At 67.9% G+C, this 6,254-nt stretch carries 6 protein-coding genes; 3 read left to right on the top strand and 3 right to left on the bottom strand.

What is annotated here, in order from left to right; translation table 11 throughout:
• Positions 1-343: response regulator (locus B2Y21_RS07265; protein ID WP_292058444.1), on the top strand; the 343-nt coding region annotated here is incomplete at its 5' end.
• A 3-nt stretch (positions 344-346) separates the two neighbouring features.
• On the opposite strand, the gene B2Y21_RS07260 is transcribed toward B2Y21_RS07265, so the two are convergent.
• The 3 genes from B2Y21_RS07260 to B2Y21_RS07250 form a co-directional block, all read right to left on the bottom strand.
• On the bottom strand, positions 347-1,792 hold the full coding sequence (locus B2Y21_RS07260; protein ID WP_292058442.1) for an NAD-dependent succinate-semialdehyde dehydrogenase: 1,446 nt from the start codon (positions 1,790-1,792) through the stop codon (positions 347-349).
• A 76-nt stretch (positions 1,793-1,868) separates the two neighbouring features.
• Positions 1,869-2,474: a response regulator transcription factor gene (locus tag B2Y21_RS07255; RefSeq protein WP_292058441.1), complete on the bottom strand. Its 606-nt coding sequence runs from the start codon at positions 2,472-2,474 to the stop codon at positions 1,869-1,871.
• Entirely contained in the window at positions 2,471-3,721 is a 1,251-nt protein-coding gene (locus B2Y21_RS07250) for an ATP-binding protein (RefSeq protein WP_292058440.1), read from the bottom strand. Before B2Y21_RS07250 ends, B2Y21_RS07255 begins: the two co-directional genes overlap by 4 nt.
• Before the next feature lie 415 nt (positions 3,722-4,136).
• On the opposite strand from B2Y21_RS07250, the gene B2Y21_RS07245 reads away from it, so the two are divergent.
• Both B2Y21_RS07245 and B2Y21_RS07240 read left to right on the top strand, forming a co-directional pair.
• Complete coding sequence (locus B2Y21_RS07245; RefSeq protein WP_292058438.1) at positions 4,137-4,859, top strand: TorF family putative porin; 723 nt, start codon at positions 4,137-4,139, stop codon at positions 4,857-4,859.
• A gap of 58 nt (positions 4,860-4,917) precedes the next feature.
• On the top strand, positions 4,918-6,254 hold a 1,337-nt coding region (locus B2Y21_RS07240), incomplete at its 3' end, for a methyl-accepting chemotaxis protein (RefSeq protein ID WP_292058436.1).

Genomic DNA, 6,254 nt, shown 5'->3' with positions numbered 1-6,254 from the left:
CGGGCTGCGGGTGCTGTGCGTGGACAATGAACCCGCCATCCTCGACGCCCTGACGGCCCTACTGGACCGCTGGGGCGCGCAGGCCGTGACGGCGCGGTCGGTCGCGGATGCGCGCGCGGCGGTCGGCCCCTTCGACGCGGCCCTGGTCGACCTGCACCTGGGCGACGACGAGCCGGACGGCCTGGCCGCCGTGGACTGGCTGCGCGCGCGCGGGGTCAGGCGCATCGCGCTCGTCACCGCCGACACCCGCGATGGTCTGAAAGAGAAGGCGACGGCTGCGGGCGCCGTTCTGCTGCCCAAGCCGGTCAAACCGGCGGCGCTGAAGGCGTTCCTACGCAGCTGAGACTCACAGGCCCATGCAGAGGTATTTGATCTCCAGATAATCCTCGATGCCGTGGCTGGAGCCTTCGCGGCCGAGGCCGGATTGCTTGATCCCGCCAAACGGCGCGACCTCGGTGGAGATCAGGCCGGTGTTGATGCCGATCATGCCGGTCTCCAGCGCTTCGGCCACGCGCCAGACGCGGCTCAGGTCGCGGGCGTAGAAATAGCCGGCCAGGCCGAAGATGGTGTCGTTGGCCAGGGCGATCCCTTCCTCCTCCGTCTCGAAGCGGACGACGCCGGAGACGGGGCCGAAGGTCTCTTCGCGGCACATCTGCATGTCCTGGGTCACGCCCGACAGGACCGTCGGCTGGAAGAAGGTCATGCCCAGATCATGGCGTGCGCCGCCGGTCAGCAGGGTCGCGCCCTTGGCGAGGGCGTCGGCGACGTGCTCCTCGACTTTCTTCACCGCCTTTTCGTCGATCAGGGGGCCGATCTGCACGCCGTCGTCCAGGCCGTTCCCGACCTTCAGCGCCTGCGTGGCCTTGGTCAGCTTGGCGACGAATTCATCGTGGACGGCGGCCTGGACGTAGAAGCGGTTGGTGCAGACGCAGGTCTGGCCCGCATTGCGGTATTTGGAGGCCACGGCGCCTGCCACGGCGGCGTCGATGTCGGCGTCGTCGAAGACCAGGAAGGGGGCGTTGCCGCCCAGCTCCAGGCTCATCTTCTTGATGGTCTGCGACGACTGCTCCATCAGCAGGCGGCCGATCTCGGTCGAGCCGGTGAAGCTGATCTTGCGCACCGTCTCATTGGAGGTCAGTTCGCCGCCGATGGCCGAGGCCGAGCCGGTGACGACGTTGAACAGGCCGGGCGGCAGGCCCGCCTCTTCCGCTAGAACCGCCAGAGCCAGGGCCGACAGCGGCGTCTGGCTGGCGGGCTTCAGCACGACGGCGCAACCGGCGGCCAGGGCCGGGCCGACCTTGCGGGTGATCATGGCGGCGGGGAAGTTCCACGGGGTGATTGCCCCCACCACCCCGACCGGCTGGCGCAGCGTCACCAGCCGCTTGGAGGCGTCATGCGTCGGGATGACCTCGCCGTAGGTGCGTTTGCCCTCTTCGGCGAACCATTCGATGAAGCTGGCGGCATAGGCGATTTCGCCCTTGGCTTCGGTCAGGCTCTTGCCCTGTTCGCGGGTCAGCAGGCGGCCCAGGGCGTCCTGCTCGCTCATCATCAGATCGAACCAGCGGCGCAGGATGCGGGCGCGTTCGCTCGCCGTCTTCGCGGCCCAGGGCTTCATCGCGGCCTCGGCGGCGGCGACGGCGCGGAGGGTCTCAGGGGCGCCCATGTCGGGGACGGTCGCCAGCACCTCGCCTGTGGCCGGGTTGGTTACTTCGATGGTTCCGCCGCCGTCGGCGTCGATCCAGCGGCCGTCGACATAGGCCTGATGACGCAGCAGGCGGGCGGGATCGGACATGGGGCGGCTCCTTGGTCGCGGTCGGGGAGCCGACATAACGCGCCGGAGCGGGCGCGGCTGCAAGAAGACGAAACGTCTAGCTGAGCATCAGCCCCATGCGGACCAGGGCCGGCAGGCTGTCGGCCTCCATCTTGGTCATGACCTTGGCGCGGAAGACCTCGACCGTGCGGGGGCTGATCTTCAGGTCCAGAGCCATCTCCTTGTTGGAGGCGCCGGCGACCAGGGCGTCGAAGACCTGGCGCTCGCGCGGGGTCAGGCGGCCTAGGCGCAGGCGGGTTTGCTGGCGGGTCTGCTGGCGGGCGTCCAGGTCGCCGAGCTGGGCCAGGCAACCCTTCACCACCTCGACCAGACGGGCGGGGTCGAAGGGCTTTTCGATGAAGTCCACGATGCCGGTCTTCATCATCTGCACCGCCATGGAGACGTCGGCGTGGCCGGTGATGACGATGACGGGCCAGGTCTCGCCGCGCAGTTCGGCCAGGCGGCGCACGATCTCAGTCCCGTCCATGCCCGGCATCCGCACGTCGGTTATGACGCAGGCCGAGGCGTCCTCGGGCAGGGCGGCGAAGAACTCGGTTCCGCTGGCGAAGCCGCGCGCGCGCACGCCCCGCCCGCGCAGCACGCGCAACAGGGCGTCGCGCACGGCCGGATCGTCGTCGATGACGAAGACGGAATGATCGCTCACGCGGTCGTGGCCTCCTGGTCCAAGGGCAGGGTGAAGAAGAAGGCGGCGCCGCCCAGGGCCTGGCTGCGGCCCACGTTCAGGACGCCGCCGTGCCGTTCGACGATGGTGCGGGTGACGGACAGGCCCAGGCCCATGCCGCCGGGCTTGGTGCTGGTCATGGGCTGGAACAGGCGGTCGCGCTGATCGTCGGCGACGCCGGGGCCGTTGTCTTCGATGCTGATGCGATAGCCGTCGGCTTCTGTGCGGCCCAGAATGCTGACCTGGGCGCCCTGGCAGCCGGCCGCCGCTTCGACGCCGTTGCGGACCAGATTGACCACGGCCTGCTGGAACTGGATGCGGTCGGCCCGCACCCGGTCGCAATCCGGGGCCATGTCGATACGCAGCGTGACCTTCTGGGCCTGACCGATGCGCGTCAGGATCTGCTTCATGTTCTCGATCATGTCCGAGGCGCTTTCACCGCCCAGGGAGCCGGTTTCCTGGGTCAGGAAGGCGCGGATGCGGCGGATGATCTCTCCGGCGCGAAGAAGCTGGCCTTGAGCCAGGTCCAGGGTGCGGCAGGCGCTGTCGCCCAGGGAGCCGGCCTTCTCCATGTCGGTCCGGCTGGCGTGCATATAGCCGCTGGCCGCGCTCAGGGGCTGGTTCAACTCATGGGCCAGGGTGGCGGCCATCTCGCCGAGAGAGTTCAGCCGCCAGACGGTGTTCAACTGGGCGTGCAGTTCGCGGGCCTGAGCCTCGGCGGCGTAACGGAGCGTCAGGTCGGCCAGGCCCAGGGCCACATGATCCCTGTCCGATCCGCCGGGCGTCATGCCGAACTGAATGCCGACCGGGAAAGTCGATCCGTCCGCGCGTTGCCCGATCCAGTAGCCGGAGTCGGCTTCCAGCAAGCCGGACTGCGTCCCGGACGCGGCGAGGGCGGCGATGTCGAAGCCGGGCACGATCTCGGCGAAAGGCCGTCCTAGCGCCTCGTCCTGCGTGATCTTCAGCATGGCGAGCGCCGTGTCGTTGAGCCGCGAGATCGCGCCCTCGCGCGTCAGCATCAGGGTCGGCGTCGACAGGAAGGCGACATTCAGCATGGCGTCGCGCGCCGCCAGGGCGCCCGCAAGACCGGAAGCCTGCCGCCAGACCAGGATCAAAGCCGCCACAGCCGCCAGCGCAAGCATCAGGGCGATCAGGGTCAGGCTGTGCGAGAGAGACGGCGCCGCCAGTCCCAGCATCAGGGCCGCGACGGCGAGCAGGACGCACGCCAAGGCGATAGCCGCCGCCCAAGGGCGAGGGGTTGGCGTGACGTCAGGGGAGCGGCGGTCCAATACTGAGTAAATCGAACTTGTCCTCGCTTCCCGTTAGATCAGGAGGCGAGCCCTTCCGTGTCGTCGTCGTCATGAGGCCGGTAAGGGAGGTTTATTAGATAGGTCTCGGCTAACATGCAATTGTCGCGGACAGTTCTTTGTGAGCTGAAAAAACGAACATTTCTGTCATAACGACGATATGCATGATCTTCGGTGTCATGGTTACTGTGCCGTTAAGAATTATGACGACGTTCTGCCGGAAGAAATCAGTACGTCGCAGGCGCGCATCGCGAATTGCGGATTTCTACGTACGGACGAATTTACGATTGTCTACCGTTGTTCCGCGCAGAAGGGGATCAGTCTCAAAGAGGTCTGAATGTCCTTCCAAGTTATCGCTCGACGCCAGAAGGGCGTTCGTGCGCTCCGTAACCCGCTCACGGGCGGTTTGATTATTACTCTGTCAGCGGCGCTTGCGGCGCCTGCGACGGCCCAGTCCATCGAAGGCCAGTTGGGCCTCGCCAGCGAATACGTCGGCAAGGGCCTGGGCAAGAGCGCTGGCGATCCCAGCCTGAACGCCAGCCTCGAGGCGTCCTACGGCGACTTCTACGGCAGCGTCTTCGCCTCGACGGCCAAGCTGTCTCAAGGCTCCGACGCCGAGATCGTGACGGCGCTGGGCTGGCGGCCCAAGGCGGCGGGCGTGGCCTTCGATCTGTCGGTCGTGAACCGCGACCTGCCGGGCACGCGCTCGGGCGTCGACGCCAACTATTGGGAATATCAGGCCGACGCCGCCCGCAAGTTCGGGCGCGTCTCCGGGCGGCTGCGGATCAACTACACGCCCGACGGTTTCGCCGCGACCAAGGAAGCCTGGTGGATCGAGGCCCAGGCGTCGACGGCCCTGGGGCCGCGCACCAAGGCGTCGGCCGCCTTCGGCGTGCGATCGGCGGACGGCGGGGCGGACTACAACGCCTGGAATCTGGGCGTGAAGCACAACCTGAGCGAGCGATGGGCCATCGACGCGCGCTGGTACGACACCGACAGCCATGCACTTGGCGACAACTACGACGGGCGCCTGGTGGGGGCGCTCAGCTTCAACTTCTGATCGAAAGCCGGTTCGGCTCTCAAGAGAATCTTCACGGGGGGTGAGTTAGATGGACGCCATGCTGAGCGACCTTAAGATCGAAAAGAAACTGATGGCGGCCTTTGCGGTCGTCATCCTGGCCATCGTCGCCATGGGGCTGACGGTGTTTTTGCAGATTAACGCCCTGGATGCGGCGCGGGCGGACCGAGCGCGCGCGGGCGTCGTCCAGCGCGAGGCCGAGGCGGCGCAATTCTATCTGGCGCGGCAGGAGGCCAGCTATCGCGGCTTCCTGGTGTCGCGCGACCCCTATTATCTGCAACGGCTGGAAGAGCACCGGCAGAGCTTCAACAAGAGCCTCGATCGCGTGACGCAGCTGGACCGCGCCAGCGCCGCGCAGGTGCGCGCGGCTCGGACCGCCGCGGACGAGTGGAACAAGCAGGTGGTCCAGCGCGGCCAGGCCCTGGTCGCGGATCAGGCCGGCTGGATGCAGGCCATCGCCATGGTCGGTCGCAACGGCGAGGCTGACAAATTCATCGACCCGGCCGAAAGCGCCCTGAACGGCCTGATCGAGAAGAAGGTCCAGGAAAGCCGCATCTATACCGAGACCCAGGTGTCGGTCGCCAGGACGGCCCGCATGGTGCTGATCGGCGGCCTGGTGCTGGCGCTGGCGCTGGCGGCCGGCATGGCCGTGATGCTGACCAATATCCTGGCCAAGCCGCTGACGGCGATGACGGCGGCCATGCGCCGCCTGGCGTCGGGCGACACCTCGGTGGCCGTGCCGGCCGCCGGCCGCAAGGACGAGGTGGGTCAGATGGCCGCCGCCGTCCAGACCTTCAAGGACGCCGCCATCGCCAAGGACCGCCTGGAGGCCGAAGCCGTCGCCCAGCGTCAGGCCGCCGAGGACGAGCGCGCCCGCGTCGAAGCCGAGAAGGCCCGCGAGGCTGAAGACGACAAGGTGGCCATCACCGCTCTGGCTCAGGGTCTGGGCGCCATGGCCAACGGCGACCTGACCCATCGCATCGACGTCGCCTTCGCGCCCAAGGCGGCGCAGCTGAAGGCCGATTTCAACGCCGCCATCGCCCAGCTGGAGAAGGCCATCGCCGCCGTGACGGCCAATGTCGCGGCCATCCGCTCGGGCTCGGGCGAGATCAGCCAGGCCTCCGACGATCTGTCGCGCCGCACTGAGCAGCAGGCCGCCAGCCTGGAAGAAACCGCCGCCGCCCTGGACCAGATCACGGCCACGGTGAACCGCACCGCCGACGGCGCCCGCCAGGCCGCCGGCGTGGTGCAGCAGGCGCGCGGCGAGGCGGAAGCCTCGGGCGCGGTGGTCAGCGACGCCGTCGCCGCCATGACCGCCATCGAACAGTCGTCCGACCAGATCGGCGCCATCATCGGCGTGATCGACGAGATCGCCTT

Origin of the sequence: Brevundimonas sp. UBA5936 (genome assembly GCA_002430835.1) — a bacterium.
GTDB lineage: Bacteria > Pseudomonadota > Alphaproteobacteria > Caulobacterales > Caulobacteraceae > Brevundimonas.
This window is presented reverse-complemented; position numbering and strand designations above follow the sequence as displayed.